Source organism: Xanthomonas sp. LMG 12462 (assembly GCF_009192885.1).
GTDB lineage: Bacteria > Pseudomonadota > Gammaproteobacteria > Xanthomonadales > Xanthomonadaceae > Xanthomonas_A > Xanthomonas_A sontii.
This window is the reverse complement of sequence record NZ_NMPP01000047.1, coordinates 51,247-65,754: the sequence shown is the minus strand read 5'-3', so window position 1 is coordinate 65,754 and position 14,508 is coordinate 51,247. Positions and strand designations below refer to the sequence as shown.

At 68.5% G+C, this 14,508-nt stretch carries 13 protein-coding genes; all 13 read right to left on the bottom strand.

What is annotated here, in order from left to right; genetic code table 11:
- Positions 1-27: 27 nt before the first annotated feature.
- Positions 28-819 carry an acyl-ACP--UDP-N-acetylglucosamine O-acyltransferase gene (gene lpxA, locus CEK69_RS12735; RefSeq protein WP_017908793.1) on the bottom strand — a complete coding sequence of 264 codons (792 nt, stop codon included), beginning with the start codon at positions 817-819 and terminating at the stop codon, positions 28-30.
- Positions 820-838: 19 nt separating this feature from the next.
- Complete coding sequence (fabZ, locus tag CEK69_RS12730) at positions 839-1,309, bottom strand: 3-hydroxyacyl-ACP dehydratase FabZ (protein WP_010344048.1); 471 nt, start codon at positions 1,307-1,309, stop codon at positions 839-841.
- Positions 1,306-2,328, bottom strand: a complete 1,023-nt coding sequence (lpxD, locus tag CEK69_RS12725) for a UDP-3-O-(3-hydroxymyristoyl)glucosamine N-acyltransferase (RefSeq protein ID WP_152245960.1) — start codon at positions 2,326-2,328, stop codon at positions 1,306-1,308. The genes fabZ and lpxD overlap by 4 nt, the downstream gene beginning before the upstream one ends.
- 337 nt (positions 2,329-2,665) lie before the next feature.
- Complete coding sequence (gene bamA, locus CEK69_RS12720; protein ID WP_017908791.1) at positions 2,666-5,086, bottom strand: outer membrane protein assembly factor BamA; 2,421 nt, start codon at positions 5,084-5,086, stop codon at positions 2,666-2,668.
- An 80-nt stretch (positions 5,087-5,166) separates the two neighbouring features.
- Entirely contained in the window at positions 5,167-6,525 is a 1,359-nt protein-coding gene (rseP, locus tag CEK69_RS12715) for an RIP metalloprotease RseP (protein WP_017914566.1), read from the bottom strand.
- 26 nt (positions 6,526-6,551) lie between these two features.
- The gene (gene dxr, locus CEK69_RS12710) at positions 6,552-7,757 is read right to left on the bottom strand and encodes a 1-deoxy-D-xylulose-5-phosphate reductoisomerase (RefSeq protein WP_152245958.1); all 1,206 of its coding nucleotides are present in this window, start codon (positions 7,755-7,757) and stop codon (positions 6,552-6,554) included.
- A gap of 4 nt (positions 7,758-7,761) precedes the next feature.
- Entirely contained in the window at positions 7,762-8,586 is an 825-nt protein-coding gene (locus CEK69_RS12705; RefSeq protein WP_017908843.1) for a phosphatidate cytidylyltransferase, read from the bottom strand.
- Positions 8,583-9,323 (bottom strand): polyprenyl diphosphate synthase, encoded by a 741-nt coding sequence (uppS, locus tag CEK69_RS12700; RefSeq protein WP_017908842.1) that lies wholly within the window; start codon positions 9,321-9,323, stop codon positions 8,583-8,585. Before uppS ends, CEK69_RS12705 begins: the two co-directional genes overlap by 4 nt.
- A gap of 38 nt (positions 9,324-9,361) precedes the next feature.
- Positions 9,362-9,919 (bottom strand): ribosome recycling factor, encoded by a 558-nt coding sequence (gene frr / locus CEK69_RS12695; RefSeq protein ID WP_010344041.1) that lies wholly within the window; start codon positions 9,917-9,919, stop codon positions 9,362-9,364.
- Positions 9,920-10,114: 195 nt separating this feature from the next.
- On the bottom strand, positions 10,115-10,837 hold the full coding sequence (gene pyrH / locus CEK69_RS12690) for a UMP kinase (RefSeq protein ID WP_010344040.1): 723 nt from the start codon (positions 10,835-10,837) through the stop codon (positions 10,115-10,117).
- Between the two features lie 81 nt (positions 10,838-10,918).
- The gene (locus tag CEK69_RS12685; protein ID WP_043090360.1) at positions 10,919-12,415 is read right to left on the bottom strand and encodes a GGDEF domain-containing protein; all 1,497 of its coding nucleotides are present in this window, start codon (positions 12,413-12,415) and stop codon (positions 10,919-10,921) included.
- 118 nt (positions 12,416-12,533) lie between these two features.
- Entirely contained in the window at positions 12,534-13,412 is an 879-nt protein-coding gene (gene tsf / locus CEK69_RS12680; protein ID WP_017908840.1) for a translation elongation factor Ts, read from the bottom strand.
- Positions 13,413-13,563: 151 nt separating this feature from the next.
- The gene (gene rpsB, locus CEK69_RS12675) at positions 13,564-14,361 is read right to left on the bottom strand and encodes a 30S ribosomal protein S2 (protein ID WP_017908839.1); all 798 of its coding nucleotides are present in this window, start codon (positions 14,359-14,361) and stop codon (positions 13,564-13,566) included.
- Between the last annotated feature and the right edge of the window lie 147 nt (positions 14,362-14,508).

The following is a 14,508-nucleotide window of genomic DNA, read 5'->3' as shown; positions in this document are numbered from 1 at the left end:
CCATTCCCCATTCCCCATTCCCGGCATTCATCGCAACAACGGCCGCTCGCTGGATTCGATGAACTCCAGCATCGCGCGCACGTCCTCGCTGCCTTCGGCCAGCACCGCCAACTGGTGCTTGGCCTCGGCCAGCGGCAGGCCGGCCACGTACAGCGCGCGGTAGGCGCGCTTGATCGCGGCCACGCGCTCGGGATCGAAGCCGCGGCGCTTCAGCCCTTCGCTGTTGATGCCGCGCGGGCGCCCCAGCGAATTGCCGCCGACCATGGTGAACGGCGGCACGTCGCCGTTGATCAGCGCGCCCATGCCGAGGAAGGCGTGATCGCCGATGCGGCAGAACTGGTGCGCGCCGGCGAAGCCGCTGATGATCACGTGGTCGCCCACTTCCACGTGCCCGGCCAGGGTGGTGTTGTTGGAGAACACGCAATGGTTGCCGACGATGCAGTCGTGGGCGACGTGGGTGTAGGCGAGGAACCAGTTGTCGCTGCCCACGCGGGTGATGCCGCCGCCGCTGCCGGTGCCGCGGCTGACGGTGACGAACTCGCGGATCACGTTGCGGTCGCCGATCACCAGTTCGGTGCGTTCGCCGGCGAACTTCTTGTCCTGCGGGTCGCCGCCGAGCGCGACGTGGCCGACCAGGCGGTTGTCGCGGCCGAGCCGGGTCGGGCCGACGATGCTGCAATGCGAGCCGATCTCGCAGCCTTCGCCGATCTCCACCTCGGCGCCGATCACGGTGAAGGCGCCGACGCGCACGTCGGCGGCGAGTTTCGCGCCGGGATCGATGATCGCGGAGGGGTGAATCAGGGGAGCGTTGGCGCTCATCGCAGGTCTCCTGCCAGGGTCATTCGCGGGTGCCGGCGCACAGCACTTCGGCGCAGGCCACGACCTTGCCGTTGACCTTGGCCTCGCCGTAGTACACCGCCATGTTGCGGATCACCCGCTTGATTTCCACATGCAGCTCCAGCACGTCGCCGGGCACCACCTGACTGTTGAAGCGGGCGTTGTCGACCTTGACCATGTAGAACAGCTTGGACTGCGCGTCGCGGCCCATCGCCAGCTGGGTCAGGATGCCGCCGGCCTGCGCCAGCGCCTCGATGATCAGCACGCCGGGCATGATCGGCTGGCCGGGGAAATGGCCCTGGAAATACGGCTCGTTGATGCTGACGTTCTTGTGCGCGACGATCCGGCGGTTCTCGAAATCCAGCGAGACCACCTTGTCCACCAGCAGGAACGGGTAGCGGTGCGGGAGCAGTGCGCGGATCTGGTTGATGTCCGGCAGGGTGGCGTCCGGCAGGGGCTGATCGTGGCTCATTCCTTCTCCTTGCTGACAGACAGGATGCGACGGGCCAGGGCATCGAGCTGTTTGAAGCGCGCGGCGTTCTTGCGCCACGTGCGGTTGTCGGTCAATGGGGTGCCGGACGAGTACTCGCCCGGCTCGTGGATGGAGTTGCGCACGACCGACTTCCCGGTGACCACGACCTTGTCGCAGATCTCCAGGTGGCCGACCACGCCGACCGCGCCGCCGAGCATCACGTAGCGGCCGATCTTGGCGCTGCCGGCGATGCCGGTGCAGCCGGCGATGGCGCTGTGCGCGCCGATGTGCACGTTGTGCGCGACCTGCACCAGGTTGTCCAGGCGCACGTCTTCTTCGAGGGTGGTGTCTTCCAGCGCGCCGCGGTCCACGCAGGTGTTGGCGCCGATCTCGCAATCGTCACCGATGCGGACGCCGCCGAGCTGCGGCACCTTGATCCAGCGGCCGGCGTCCATCGCCAAGCCGAAGCCGTCGGCGCCGAGCACCGCGCCGGGATGCACGCGCACGCGCTGGCCCAGACGCACCCGGGTGACCAGGGTGACGCGGGCGATCAGTTCGCTGCCGGCGCCGACCTGGCAGTCTTCGCCGATCACGCAGCCGGGGCCGATCACGCAGCCCTCGCCGACCACGCTGCGCGCGCCGATGCTGACGAACGCGCCGATGTGCGCGCTGGCCGCGACCTGCGCACTGGGATCGATGCTGGCGCTGGGATGGATGCCGGGCGGCCGCAGCGGGGCTACGTCGAACAGCGCGGCGATCTTGGCGAAGGCGACATACGGATCGCGCGCGATCAGCGCGGTGCCGGGCGCGGCCTCGGCATCGTCGGCACGCAGCACCACGATCGCCGCAGTGCTGTCGGCCAGTTGCGCACGATAGCGGGGATTGGCCAGGAAGCTGAGCTGTCCCGGGCCGGCCTGCGCCAGCGTGGCCACGCCGCGCACCGCGACGCTGCCGTCGCCATGCACCTGCAGGCCGAAACGCTCGGCGATCTCGTCAGCGGTATAGGTCGAAGTATTCACCGGGAGATTCTACCGTGTGCCACCAGCACGGTCATACGTACGCCCGCGTAGGGCGAGCGCGCCGCTCTCGCAACGCTATCCCGGACAGGTCACGATCAACCGACTGGAGCAAAGCCCCCTTTGGTAAAGGGGGCGCGCCGAAGGCGCGGGGATTCGGAGAGTGATGAGCCGGGGCCCGCGATTCGCAATGCGAATCGTGGGGCGTCAGCGCGAATGCGGTGACGCGCTCGGGGCGCGCCGAAGGCGCGGGGATTCGGCAAGCCAAGCCCCAGCAGGTTTTCGCGCAGCGAAAACCTGGCTGCCAGGGCGCAGCCCTGGCAGCGGGTGGGCAGTTCTTTTAGAACTGCCCACCAAAGGTGAACTGCAGGCGCTCGATCTCGTCGTTGTCTTCCTTCTTCAACGGAATCGCATAGCTGATCGAGATCGGGCCGACCGGGGCCCGCCACAGCAGGGCGATACCGGTGGAGGCGCGCAACTGGTTGGACTTGAAGTTGTCCACGCCATTGAACACGTTGCCGACGTCCACGAACGCCGAAATGCGCGCCGACGGGCTGTCGAACAGCTTCGGGAAGTACATTTCCGCCGAGCCCACGGTCTTGAACGAGCCGCCCAGCGGCTGGCCGCGGCGGTACGAGGCGGTGGCCTCCGAGCGCGGGCCGAGGGTGTTGTCCTCGAAGCCGCGGACCGAGTTGGTGCCGCCGGCGTAGAAGTTCTCGTAGAACGGCAGGCCCGAGGCGGTGACGCTGCGGATCAGGTTGGAGCCGTTGCAGGCCTGCGGGTTGTAGGTCGTCGTGCCTTGCGCATCGCTGGTGTAGGTGCCGCAGATGTCGCGCGACACGTCGCTGCCGTAGCTGTCGCCGTAGCCGAACTCCGCGCGGGTGTTGAGCACCAGCGCCGGCGAGATCGGCCAGTACTTGGAGATCTGGTAGTTGAGCTTCCAGTACTCCACGGTCGAACCGGGCAGGGTGGCTTCCAGGCCCACACGCTGGTACATGCCGCGGGTGGGCATGAAGTAGTCGTTGCGGGTGTCGCGCGCCCAGCCGAGCTCGCTGCGCCAGGCGTGGAAGGTCTTGGTCCCGATCGCGTCGATGTAGTTGATGATCGCCTGCGGGGTGAAGCCCGGATAGGTGGTGATCTGGTTGCTGTCCACGCCGAACATCAGCGAGACGCTGTCGGTCTCGGTGATCGGCACGCCGAAGATCACCTGCGCCGCGCCGTTGGTGCTGTTGTACTGCGCGGTGCCGAAGTCGGAGTAGTCCAGCTTGCGCCAGGACAGGTTGTAGCCCAGCGACACGCCGTCGTCGGTGAAGAACGGATTGGTGTAGGAGAACGCGTAGCGCTCCTGGTAGCTGCTGCGCGAGGCGTCCACCGCGACGCGGTTGCCGCCGCCGAGGAAGTTGTTCTGCGACAGCTGCACCGAGGTGGTGACGCCGTAGGTCTGCGAATAGCCGAGGCCGAAGGTAAAGCTGCCCGAGGTGGTCTCCTTGACGTTGTAGACCACGTCGACCTTGTCGTTGCTGCCCGGCACCGGCGGGGTTTCCACGTCCACCGACTCGAAATAACCCAGGCGCTGCAGGCGGATCTTGGAGCGATCGATCGCCGCCTGCGAGTACCAGGTGTCCTCGAACTGGCGCATTTCGCGGCGCAGCACTTCGTCGGAGGTGCGGGTGTTGCCGCGGAACACGATGCGCCGCACCGACACGCGCGGGCCCGGCGTCACCTGCAGGTTCACCGCCACCGTGCGCTTCTCGCGGTCGGTGGTCGGGATCGGGGTGACCTTGGCGAAGGCGTAGCCGATGTTGCTCAGGGTGTTGGTGATCGCGTCGGAGCTGTATTCCAGCAGCGCACGCGAGAAGGTGTCGCCGGCCTTGGGGATCACCAGCTTCTCGATCTCTTCCTGGGGCAGGATGGTGTCGCCGGTGACCTTGATGTCGGAAATCTTGTACTGCTCGCCTTCGGTGATGCCGGCGGTCAGGTACATGTCGCGCTTGTCGGGGCTGATCGCCACCTGGGTGGAGTCGACGCTGAAGTCGACGTAGCCGCGGTCCAGGTACCAGGAGTTGAGCTTCTCCAGGTCGCCGGACAGCTTTTCCTTGGAGTACTGGTCGTCGCGGCGGTACCAGGACAGCCAGTTGTGCTCGCGCGACTCCCAGTTCTCCAGGATGTCCTTGTTGAGGAATTTCTCGGTGCCGATCAGGTTGACGTGGCGGATCTTGGCCGCCTTGCCTTCCTTGATCGCGATGGCCACGTCGACGCGGTTGCGGTCCAGCGGGCTCACCGTCGGGGTGATCTCGACGTTGTACTTGCCGCGGTTGTTGTACTGGCGGGTCAGCTCCTGGGTCACCCGGTCCAGGCTCAGCCGGTCGAAGGTGCCGCCTTCGCTGAGGCCGATGTCGGACAGGCCCTTGAGCAGTTCCTCGCTCTTGATGTCCTTGTTGCCGGTGACGGTCAGCTTGTTGATCGCCGGGCGCTCCTTGACCGTGACCACCAGGATGTTGCCCTGGCGGTCGACGCGCACGTCCTCGAAGAAGCCGGTGCGGTACAGGGCACGGATCGCCTCGGCGACCTTGGCCTCGTCCACGGTGTCGCCGCGTTCCACCGGCAGATAGGTGAACACGGTGCCGGACGAAATGCGTTGCAGCCCGTCTACGCGGATGTCGCTGGCGGTGAAGGGCTCCGCTACCTGGGCCAGGGCCGGCAGGCTGAGGCTGGCGGCGAGGGCGAGGGCAAGCAGGCGGCGAGTGGGAAATCTCGTCATGTCACGTCCGGTAGAGGTCGATATCGTTGTTGCATGGGCGCCGGCGCAAGACGACAGCGGGTCGAGTGGATCGGCGCGGGTCATCGCAGGGCCTGGCCGAAGAGGTCGTTGTAGAACGCCAACCCCATCAGTCCTGCCAGCAACGTCAGGCCCACGAATTGCCCCGCCGCCATGGCGCGCTCGCTCAGCGGGCTGCCCTTGACCAACTCGATAAGGTAATACAGCAAGTGCCCGCCGTCCAAGATCGGGATCGGCAGCAGGTTCATGATCGCCAGGCTCAGCGACAGCAGCGCCAGGAAATTCAGGAACCAGTCCGGGCCCTGCTTGGCCGAGACGTTGGCGACCTTGGCGATGGTGATCGGGCCGGACACGTTCTTCAGCGAGGCCTCGCCGGTCAGCATGCGGCGCAGGATGCCGAGCGTGTCGCCGGCCAGCCGGCCGGTCTCGCGGAAGGCGACCGGGATCGCCGCCAGCGGGCCGTAGCGCAGGGTGGCGTCGTAGGCCGGGCGGCGCTGCTCGCCGATGGCCACGCCCAGCGTCCAGCGCGGCGCGCCGGGGCCGGCGGCCTGCTTGAGATGGACGTCCAGGGCCAGGCGCTCGCCGTTGCGCTCGACCTCGATCAGGCCGTTGCCGCCGCCGCGGCCCAGGGCCTGCACCTGTGGTGCGACCTGGTCGGCGCTGGTGATCGGGGTGCCGTCCACCGCCAGCACGCGGTCGCCGGGGCGCAGCACGCCGTCGGCGGCCGAGCCGGCGGTGACGTTGGCGATCACTGCCGGCTGCAGGGTGAAGCGCCAGGTCAGGCCGGCCAGGGCCGGCACCTGCTGCTCGTCGAAGCCGACCGGCAACTGCGACAGGCGCAGGGTCCGGGTATGGCTGGCGCCGTCCTGCGCGTCCTCGGTCTGCACCGGCACGTCCTCGCGGTCCATGGCGGCGACGGTCAACTGCATGGCGGCCTCGCTCCAGGTGGCGACGTCGCGGTCGCCGACGCGGACGATGCGCTCGCCGGGCTGGAACCCGGCCTGCTGCGCCAGGCCCTCGGCGCGGCCGACGATGGGCGCGTAGTCCTGCTTGCCGATCACGAACATCGCCCAGAGGAACGCCACGCACAGGATCAGGTTGGCGATCGGGCCGGCGGCGACGATGGCGATGCGCTGCCACACGCTCTTGTTGTTGAAGGCCTGCGCGCGCTCGGCCGGGGCCACCTCGCCCTCGCGTTCGTCGAGCATCTTCACGTAGCCGCCGAGCGGAATCGCGGCGATCGCGAACTCGGTGCCGTGGCGGTCGTAGCGCGACCACAGCGGCTTGCCGAAGCCCACCGAGAAGCGCAGCACCTTGACCCCGCAGCGGCGGGCGACCCAGAAATGGCCGAACTCGTGGAAGGTCACCAGGATGCCCAGGCTGACCAGCATCCACCAGATGGAGCCGACGACATTACCCATGCGCGTGGCTCATGGCGGCGTGGGGATCAAGCATGGGCGAAGTGGCGGGCAATGGCGAGTTCGGTGATCTTGCGCGAGTGCGCATCCGCCGCCAGCAACGCGTCCAGGGAATCGGCCGCGACCGCAGGCAGCTCGGTCAGGGCGTTCTCGACCAGCGCAGGAATCGATAGGAAACCGATCCGGCCCTGAAGAAAGGCTGAAACAGCCACTTCGTTGGCCGCGTTCAGGATCGCCGGGGCGCTGCCGCCGGCCTGCATCGCGCCCCAGGCCAGGCCCAGGCAGGGGAAAGCGTCCAGGTCCGGCGCCTCGAAATCCAGCCGCCCCTGCGTCAGCAGGTCCAGCCCGGCGACCCCGGAGGCGATGCGGTCCGGCCAGCCCAGGCCCACCGCCAGGGTGGTGCGCATGTCCGGCAGGCCCATCTGCGCCAGGGTCGAACCGTCGATGAACTCGACCAGCGAATGCACCAGGCTCTGCGGGTGCACCAGCACCTCGATGCGCTCGGGCGCCAGCGCGAACAGATGGTGGGCCTCGATCACTTCCAGGCCCTTGTTCATCAACGTCGCCGAATCGACGGAGATCTTCGGCCCCATCGACCACTTCGGGTGCGCCACGGCCTGCACCGGGGTCACCGCCTGCAGGCGCGCGCGGTCCCAGCCGCGGAACGGGCCGCCGGAGGCGGTCAGCAGCACCCGCCGGACTTCGGCGCCGGTCTGGCGCGAGCGCAGGCACTGGAAGATGGCGTTGTGCTCGCTGTCGATCGGGATGATCTCGGCGCCGGCCGCGGCCGCCGCGGCGGTGACCAGTTCGCCGGCCAGCACCAGCGCTTCCTTGTTGGCCAGCAGCAGGCGCTTGCCGGCGCGGGCCGCGGCCAGGGTCGAGGCCAGGCCGGCCGCGCCGACGATCGCGGCGACCACGCTGTCGCAGGCGTCGCTGGCCACCAGTTGGTCCAGTGCGGCGTCGCCGGCATGCGCCTGGGTCGACAGCCCGGCCGCGCGCAGGCCGTCGCGCAGCGCCGGGTACAGCGCCTGATCGGCGATCACCGCATGCGCGGGGCGGTGCGTGGCACACAGCGCCAGCAGCGCGTCGACGTTGCGCCCGGCCGCGAGCACGCCGGCGCGCAGGCGCTGCGGATGGCGCGCGATCACGTCCAGCGCCGAGGCGCCGATCGAGCCGGTGGCGCCGAGCACGGCGATGGTGCGGACCGCTGGGGTCTTTCTGCGTTGCGTGTTCACTGGCTCAGAACCCGAAGATGTCCTTGCCCAGCGCGAAGATCGGCAGCGCCGCCAGCACGCCGTCGATCCGGTCCAGCACGCCGCCGTGACCGGGAATCACGTTGCCCGAGTCCTTGGCGCCGACGTGGCGCTTGAGCAGGCTCTCGAACAGGTCGCCGACCACCGAGGCCAGCACGCTGACCGCGGCCACGATCAGCAGCCCGGGCAGGTGCGGCAGGGTCACCCCGGCCAGCCAGCCGAAACCGGCGGCCACGATCAGGCCGGCCAGCAGGCCGCCGACCAGGCCTTCCACGGTCTTGTTGGGGCTGATCCGCGGCGCCAGCTTGTGCTTGCCGAACTGGCGGCCGGCGAAATAGGCGCCGGAATCGGCGGCCCACACCGTCGCCAGCGCGGTCAGCAGCCAGCGGTGGCCGTTCGGCTCGCTGGCGTGGATCAGGCCCAGCGCCGCCCAGGCCGGCACGATCGCCAGGGTGCCGGCGGCGAGCTTGAACACCCGCGCGTAGGTGGCGTGGTCGGAGCCGAAGCGGTAGAAGCCCAGCCACAGCAAGGCCACGCACCACCAGCCGGCGCCGATCAGGGTGGTCAGCTGGAACAGCACCAGCGAGCCGGCCGAGGCCCACACCAGCAACACCATCAGCAGCAGGTTGAGCATCAGCAGGATGGTGCGCGGCAGGGTGTCGTCGACCTCGGCCAGCTTCAGCCATTCCCACAGGCCGATCAGGAAGATCAGGGCGGCCAGCGCGACCAGCCACTGGGTCGGCAGCAGCAGGATGGCGCAGATGGCCAGCGGGGCCATGATCAGCGCGGCGATGACGCGGGTACGGGTCATGCGGAAACGTTCTCCGTCGCCGCTTCGGCGACCTGCGCGCTGGTGAGGCCGAAACGCCGCTCGCGGCGGGCGTAGTCGTCCAGGGCTTGTTGCAGCACCTCGGGGCCGAACTCGGGCCAGAGGGTCTCGGTGAACCACAGTTCGGTATAGGCCAGCTGCCACAGCAGGAAGTTGCTGATGCGCAGGTCGCCGCCGGTGCGGATGAACAGGTCCGGCGGCGGCAGGTCGGCCAGCGCCATGCGCGCCGACAGCGCGTCCTCGTCGATCTGCTCCGGGCGCAGGCGTCCGGCGGCGACGTCCTCGGCCAGCGCGCGCGCGGCCAGGGCGATGTCCTGGCGGCCGCCGTAGCTGGCGGCGATCGACAGGTGCAGCGCCTGGTTGTCGCGGGTGCGCGCCTCGGCCTGGGCCATGCGCTCGCACAGCGACGGCGCGAAGCGCGCGCGGTCGCCGATGAAGCGCACGCGCACGCCGCGCCGCTGCAGTTCCTCGACCTCGCGGTCGAGCGCGTGCAGGAACAGCTTCATCAACGCGTCCACTTCCTCCTGCGGGCGCCCCCAGTTCTCGCTGGAAAAGGCGAACAGGGTCAGCGCGCCGATGCCGCGCTCCAGGCAGAAGTCGATGGTGCGGTTGACCGCGCGGGCGCCGGCGCGGTGGCCGATCACGCGCGGCCGGCGGCGGCGCTGCGCCCAGCGGCCGTTGCCATCCATGATGATGGCCAGGTGGCGGGGCAGGGACATGGGGATGGGGTCGGAAGGCATGGCCGGCAGGCGCAGGCTCAGACCGCCATCAGTTCCTGTTCCTTGCCCTTGACCACGTCGTCCACGTCCTTGATCGCCTTGTCGGTCAGCTTCTGGATGTCGTCCTCGCTGGCGCGGGCCTCGTCCTCGGTGACCTTCTTGTCCTTCAGCAGATCCTTGACCTGCTGGTTGGCGTCGCGGCGGATGTTGCGGATCGCGACCTTGGTGTCCTCGCCTTCGCCGTGCACGACCTTGGACAGCTCGCGGCGGCGCTCCTCGGTGAGCGCGGGCAGGTTGAGGCGGATGGTGGTGCCGGCGGTGTTCGGGGTCAGGCCCAGGTCCGAGGCCAGGATCGCCTTCTCGACCGCGCCGACCATCTGCTTTTCCCACGGGGTGATGGTCAGCGAGCGGGCGTCGGCGACGGCCACGCTGGCGACCTGGCTCAGCGGCATGTCCGAGCCGTAGTAGTTGACCTTCAGGTGCTCGACCAAGGCGGTCGACGCGCGGCCGGTGCGCACCTTGATGAGCGCATGACGCAGCGCGTCGATGCTCTTGGCCATGCGGGTCTGTGCGTCTTGCTTGATTTCGTTGAGCATCGCCGGTGTCCGTGCTGAATCTGAATCGGACGATTATAGCCTGCCGGGAGTGGGGAATCGGGAATGGGGAATGGCAAGGGCGGATTCCGGCGCGCCCAACTGAACGCCAATGTGGCGGGGAATCGTGGCCAGCGCCAATGCTGCAGTGCGCAAGGCTCTGCGATTCCCTAATCCCGATTCCCCATTCCCGGCTTTTCAGCCCCGTCCCTTCACCAACGTGCCGATCTCGGCGCCGCGCAGGATCTTCAGCAGTTCGCCGGGCTGGCCCATGTTGAAGATGCGCAGCGGCAGGTCGCTGTCGCGGGCCAGGGCGAAGGCGGCGGTGTCCATCACTTCCAGATTGCGGGCGATGACTTCGTCGTAGGTCAGGCTGTCGAAGCGCACGGCGTCGGCGTGCTTCTTCGGATCCTTGTCGTACACGCCGTCGACCTTGGTCGCCTTCAGCAGCAGGTCGGCACCGATCTCGATCGCGCGCAGCGCGGCGCCGGAGTCGGTGGTGAAGAAGGGGTTGCCGGTGCCGGCGGCGAAGATCGCGATGCGGCCCTTTTCCAGGTGGCGGATCGCACGGCGGCGGATGAAGTCCTCGCACACGTCGTTGATCTTGATCGCGCTCATCACTCGCACCTTGGCGCCGAGCTTCTCCAGCGCGTCCTGCATCGCCAACGCGTTGATGACGGTGGCGAGCATGCCCATGTGGTCGCCGGTGACCCGGTCCATGCCGTTGGCGGCCAGGCCGGCGCCGCGGAAGATGTTGCCGCCGCCGATCACCAGCGCCACTTCCGCGCCGGCCTGCTGCGCCTCGATCACCTCATGGGCAAGGCGATTGATGATCTTCGGGTCGATGCCGTAGTCCCCGTCTCCCATCAGCGCTTCGCCGGACAGTTTCAACAGGATACGGCGATAGGCGAGCTGGGACATGGCGACCTCGTTGGGGGATGACGGGCAAACCACACGATTTTAGCCGATGCGCGCCAGCGCGTCTGTGCCGCCGGCGATGCTTCAGCGTTGCGCCTCGCCGGACGAACGCGCGGTGACGCGATTGCGACCGCCGTGCTTGGCGCTGTACAGCATGTCGTCGGCCGCCTGCAGCAGTTCCTGCGCGCTGTTGAAACGCTCGCGGCCGCCCTGGGTGGCCACGCCCGCGGAGAAGCTGATGTGCAGCGGCCCCTGCTTGGTGTCGGCCATAGGCCGCTGCGCGATCTCAGCGAGGATGCGCCGCATCACGCCCAGCGCGGCCTCTTCGCCGGTGTTGGGCAACAGCACCAGGAATTCCTCGCCGCCGAAGCGCGCCACGGTGTCGCTGGCGCGCAGCATCGGCTGCAGGGTCTGCGCGAATGCGCGCAGGACCTGGTCGCCGACCAGGTGCCCGTGCGCGTCGTTGATCTTCTTGAAATCGTCCAGGTCGATGAAGGCCACCGACAGCGGCCAGTCGTGGCGATTGGCCAGTTCGAACTGCTGCTTGAGCAAAGTGTCCAGCTGGTGCCGGTTGAACACGCCGGTGAGCGCGTCGCGGCTGGCCTGTTCGGCCAGGCGCCGTGCGTGCTGCTCGTACTCGTCGGCGCGCTGGCGCACGCGGTTGGCTTCCTGCACTTCGCGCAGGTTGCGCAGCACCATCAGTTCGCGGGCATGGCTGATGATCGCGTCGACCCGCTCCGGCTGCGCGATGCGCACATCGAAGATCGGGCTGACCGCCGGCAGCGCCTCGGCGATGTGGCCCACCACCTCGTCGAAACGGCGGCTGTCCAGTTGCAGGTCGCGATAGGCGCACTGCATGGCGTGGGTGCGCGCGGCTTCGGGATCGTCGCTGAGCCAGATGTCGGCGACGGCGCCGGACAGGCGCACGCAGATGTCGAAGGGCTCGGTCGCGGCGCCGGCAGTGCCGCCGCTGCCGATACTGCGCTGCAGGTAGGCGGGCAGCTTCCACTTGTGCGCCAGCCAGGCGCCGACCTCGGCGCGGTCGGCGCCCAGGTGCTCGCGCTCCAGCGCGCTCAGCCGTTGCGGATCGCCGGCCGCCTCGTGCAGCAGGGCGGCGTACTGGTCGTGGCAGACGTGCAGCAGGGCCAGTGCGCCCATGTCCTGCAGCAGCCCGGCCAGCATCAGTTCCTCGTGCTTGCGCAACCCCGCGGCCTGGCCGAGCAGGCGGCTGGCCAGTGCCGCCAGCACGCTGCGTCGCCACAGCCGTTCCTGCGGCTCGCCGGTGCCGCCGCGCAGGCTCTGCACCATCGAAAAGCCCAACGCCAGGCTCAGCGCGGCGTTGAGGCCGAGCATGGTCAGCGCCTGGCCGAGGTTGTCGACGCGGCGCCGGCTGGCGTACAGCGGGGAATTGGCGATGCGCAGCATGCGCGCGCTCAATGCCATGTCCATGGCGATCGCATCGGCGGTCGCGGCCAGGTCCACGTCCGCATCCTGCGCCAGTTCGATGATGCGCAAGGCAACGCCGGGGGGCGAGGGCAGGTCGCGGGAGTGACTCAGGATCGCTTCGAGTTCAGGATGCATGCACTTCCGATACGGCATGGAATGAGAGGTGGGGGAGCGGCCTGTCCCGGCCTGCGCAGCGTACACCCGTAAAAAAAAAGCCGCGACAAGCGCGGCTCTTTTCTTCCCGGGAGCGGGATCAGGCCAGGCCGGCCTGCTTCATCACTTCGGCGGCGTAGTCTTCCACCACCTTCTCGATGCCTTCGCCCACCGCCAGGCGCTGGAAGCCGACCACGTCGGCGCCGGCGGCCTTCACCGCCTGCTCCACGGTCTGGTCGGTGTTCAGCACGTAGGGCTGGCCGTACAGGGTGACCTCGTTGACGATCTTGGCGATCTTGCCGCTGATGATCTTCTCCAGGATGTCGGCCGGCTTGGCCTTGTCCTTCTCCGACATCTTGGCCAGCTCGATTTCCTTTTCCTTGGCCACGAACTCGGCCGGGACGTCGGACGCCTTGACGTGCGGCGGGTTCATCGCCGCGATGTGCATGGCGATGCCGCGGGCCAGGTCGGCGTCGCCGCCCTTGACCTCGACCAGCACGCCGATGCGGCCGCCGTGCACGTAGGCGGCGACGTTGTTGGCGCTGTCGATGCGCACCAGGCGGCGCACCTGCACGTTCTCGCCGACCTTGGCGATGACCGCGGCACGGGCTTCCTCGACGGTCTCGCCGCTGGGCAGCTTGGCGCTCTTCAGTGCTTCGACGTCGGCGGCGCCGGAGGCCAGGGCGGCCTGGACGACTGCGTCGGTGAAGGCAAGGAAGTTGTTGTCCTTGGCGACGAAGTCGGTCTCGGAGTTGATTTCGACCAGGACCGCCTTGCCGCCGTCCTGGGCCATCGCGATGCGGCCTTCGGCGGCGACGCGGTCGGCCTTCTTGTCGGCCTTGGCCAGGCCCGACTTGCGCAGCCACTCGGCGGCGTTGTCGATGTTGCCGGCGTTCTCGGTGAGCGCCTTCTTGCACTCCATCATGCCGGCGCCGGTGCGCTCGCGCAGTTCCTTGACCAGGGAAGCAGTGATTTCCACGGGATGTCCTCACGAAAGGTGGGAAAAGGCCGGCTTGCGGCCGGCCGGTAGATCTGGGAAGCGGGCGCCGCAGGCGGCGCTCGCGAAGCCGGGCGCGCCGAACGCGCCGGGCGGCGGCTGCGCATGATCGCGCAGCCGCATGGCGCGCCGGTTACTCGGCGGCGGGAGCGGTCTCTTCGGCCTTCTTGCCGTTCTTGCGCGGGCCGCGGCCCTTGTCGTCGCCGCCCTCGGCGAACTCTTCCTCGCGCACGCTGGCGGCGTTCGGCGCAGCGGCCTTGCCTTCCAGCACGGCGTCGGCGGCGGCACGGGCGTACAGCTGCACGGCGCGGATGGCGTCGTCGTTGCCCGGGATGGCGTAGTCGACCAGGTCCGGGTTGTAGTTGGTGTCGACCACCGCGATCACCGGGATGCCGAGCTTCTTGGCTTCCTTGATGGCGATGTCTTCATGGCCGATGTCGATGACGAACAGGGCGTCGGGCAGACGGTTCATTTCCTTGATGCCGCCCAGCGAGGCTTCCAGCTTGTCGCGCTCGCGGCGCAGGGTCAGCACTTCGTGCTTGACCAGCTTGTCGAAGGTGCCGTCGGTTTCGGCCGCTTCCAGCTCCTTCAGGCGCGCCACCGACTGCTTGACGGTGCGGAAGTTGGTCAGCGTGCCGCCCAGCCAGCGCTGGGTCATGAACGGCTGGCCGCAACGCTCGGCTTCTTCCTTCACCGCGTCGCGGGCACTGCGCTTGGTGCCCAGGAACAGGATGGTGCCGCGCTTCTGCGCGACGCTGGAGATGAAGTTCATCGCGTCGTTGAACAGCGGAACCGTCTTCTCGAGGTTGATGATGTGGATCTTGCCGCGCGCGCCGAAGATGTACGGCGCCATCTTGGGGTTCCAGTAGCGGGTCTGGTGGCCGAAGTGGACGCCGGCTTCCAGCATCTGACGCATGGTGACCTGGGGCATTGCAGTGACTCCTGATGGGGAACCGGCCGTGCGCGGGCAGGAATGGGTGAAGCGCGCGCATGACGGCGGCCTTGCGGGCCGCACGACGATTCCGGGGTTGGGCCTCCCTGCCGCCTCCGTGGCCGAACTCCTTGCGGAGCACCCCGG

Bases quoted from the DNA above. Each gene is read 5' to 3' on its own strand.
- lpxA (WP_017908793.1), bottom strand. From the start codon at position 819: ATGAGCGCCAACGCTCCCCTGATTCACCCCTCCGCGATCATCGATCCC.
- fabZ (WP_010344048.1), bottom strand. From the start codon at position 1,309: ATGAGCCACGATCAGCCCCTGCCGGACGCCACCCTGCCGGACATCAAC.
- bamA (WP_017908791.1), bottom strand. From the start codon at position 5,086: ATGACGAGATTTCCCACTCGCCGCCTGCTTGCCCTCGCCCTCGCCGCC.
- rseP (WP_017914566.1), bottom strand. From the start codon at position 6,525: ATGGGTAATGTCGTCGGCTCCATCTGGTGGATGCTGGTCAGCCTGGGC.
- CEK69_RS12705 (WP_017908843.1), bottom strand. From the start codon at position 8,586: ATGACCCGTACCCGCGTCATCGCCGCGCTGATCATGGCCCCGCTGGCC.
- uppS (WP_017908842.1), bottom strand. From the start codon at position 9,323: ATGTCCCTGCCCCGCCACCTGGCCATCATCATGGATGGCAACGGCCGC.
- frr (WP_010344041.1), bottom strand. From the start codon at position 9,919: ATGCTCAACGAAATCAAGCAAGACGCACAGACCCGCATGGCCAAGAGC.
- pyrH (WP_010344040.1), bottom strand. From the start codon at position 10,837: ATGTCCCAGCTCGCCTATCGCCGTATCCTGTTGAAACTGTCCGGCGAA.
- CEK69_RS12685 (WP_043090360.1), bottom strand. From the start codon at position 12,415: ATGCATCCTGAACTCGAAGCGATCCTGAGTCACTCCCGCGACCTGCCC.
- rpsB (WP_017908839.1), bottom strand. From the start codon at position 14,361: ATGCCCCAGGTCACCATGCGTCAGATGCTGGAAGCCGGCGTCCACTTC.